The organism is Protofrankia sp. CiP1_Cm_nod1, from assembly GCF_920888515.1.
GTDB lineage: Bacteria > Actinomycetota > Actinomycetes > Frankiales > Frankiaceae > Protofrankia.
In genome coordinates, this window is sequence record NZ_CAKKTM010000131.1 from 1 (window position 1) to 2,107 (window position 2,107).

Annotated in this window: 1 protein-coding gene; it reads left to right on the top strand. The window is 77.2% G+C overall.

What is annotated here, in order from left to right; genetic code table 11:
- Positions 1-2,107 (top strand): nitronate monooxygenase (locus NBX02_RS06235; protein WP_250290402.1); only part of this gene is annotated, 2,107 nt, incomplete at both ends.

Here is a 2,107-nt window from a genome sequence, read left to right on the forward strand (position 1 = left end):
GTTCCCGACCTGGGGCGGGATGCCGCCGCCGCACGCGCCGCGCTCGCGGACGCCGCCCGCTGGTCGCGCGGCCCGTTCGGGGTACGGGTGCCCGTCGGCTGCGCCACCAGCCCGCGGGAGCTGCCGCCCGAGGTGGACACCGTCATCCTCGCCACCGGCCCGGCCCGCGGTGAGCGGGACAGCGAGCGGAACGTCGAGCGGAACGTCGAGCGGGACAGCGAGTGGGACGTGGAGGCGGCGTCGGCGGGCGGGCGTCGGCGCGTCCTCATCGAGGTCACCTCGGTCGCGCAGGCGCGGGCGGCGGCCGCGGCCGGTGCCGACGGCCTGATCGCCCGGGGCGGCGAGGCCGGCGGCCGGGTCGGCGACCTGACCACGTTCACCCTGCTCCAGCACCTGTTCGCCGCCGACGGCCTGGACCTGCCGGTGTGGGCCGCCGGCGGGCTGGGGCCGCACACCGCCGCCGCCGCCGTTGCCGCGGGGGCGGCCGGTGTCGTGCTCGACGCCCAGCTCGCGCTCGTCCGGGAGATGGAGCTGCCGGCCGAGGTCGCCGCTGCCATCCGGGGCATGGACGGCAGCGAGACCACGCTCCTCGCCGGGCACCGGGTGTACGTCCGCCCCGACCTGCCGGTCGCCGGGCTCGCCGGCCAGCAGGCGGACGAAGGGCTCGACGAAGACGCGGTCGCGCACCGTCTCGGTGCCCGTGACCTGCGTGAACAGTTCCTCCCCATCGGCCAGGACGGCGCCTTCGCCGCGCCGCTGGCCGACCGGTACGTCACCGCCAGCGGCGTTGTCACAGCGGTCCGGGACGCCATCGAGGCCCAGCTCGCCGCCGCGGTCCGGCTCGCCCCGCTCGCCCCGGGCGCGCCCTTCGCCGCCGACCGGGGCCTGCGCGTCCCGGTCGCGCAGGGACCGATGACGCGGGTCAGCGACCGGGCCGAGTTCGCCCGGGCGGTGGCCGACGGCGGTGGCCTGCCGTTCCTGGCGCTGGCCCTGATGGGCGGCGACGAGGCCCGTGCCCTGCTCAGGCAGACCCGCGACCTGCTCGGGGACGCGCCATGGGGGGTGGGGATCCTCGGCTTCGCCCCGCCGGAGATCCGCTCGGCCCAGCTCGAGGCCGTCGGGGAGATCCGCCCGCCCTGCGCGCTGATCGCCGGCGGGCGCCCGTCCCAGGCGGCGTCCCTGCAGGCCGCCGGCGTCGACACCTTCCTGCATGTGCCCTCGCCGGGGCTGCTCGGCCGGTTTCTCGCCGCCGGGGCCCGCAGGTTCGTCTTCGAGGGACGCGAGTGCGGCGGCCATGTGGGCCCACGGGCCAGCTTCCCGCTGTGGGAGGGGCAGATTACCGAGCTGCTGGCGTACGGCGAGCAGGTGTCCGTCGCCAGCGGCCGGTCCGCGGCCGGGGCGTTCTTCGCGGGCCTGCACGTGCTGTTCGCCGGCGGTGTGCACGACGAGCGGTCCGCGGCGATGGTCGCGGCGGCCGCCGCGCCCCTGGCCGCCCGCGGCGCCCGGATCGGGGTGCTGATGGGCACCGCGTACCTGTTCACCGCCGAGGCGGTCACCTCCGGCGCGATCCTGCCCGGTTTCCAGCGGACGGCGCTGGACTGCGGCGGCACCGTCCTGCTGGAGACCTCGCCGGGGCACGCCACCCGCGTCGTTCGGTCACCCTTCGTCACCGCTTTCGCCGGACGGCGGGCCGAGCTGCTCGCTCAGGGGCTCGTCCCCGCGCAGGTGTGGGAGGAGCTGGAACGGTTCAACCTCGGCCGGTCACGGATCGCGAGCAAGGGCCTGCGCCGCGGCCAGGGCCGGCTGGTGCCCGTCGACGAGGACACCCAGCGTAACGACGGTATGTTCATGATCGGCCAGGTGGCGGCGCTGCGGTCGGAGCCGACCACGGTGGCGGCCCTGCACGCCCAGGTGAGCGAGGGCGCCACCCAGGCGCTGGCCGACCGTCTCGTCGCCCTCGGCATCGATCCCGAGACCGACGTCAACGTCGACGGTGACACCGATGTCGGCGTTGACACCGGCGTCGGCCCGGTGCCCGGGCAGCCGGCCCGGCCGGATGCCGCGACGCGGGCGGGCACCCGGGCGCGGGCGGGAGCCAGGGCACGGG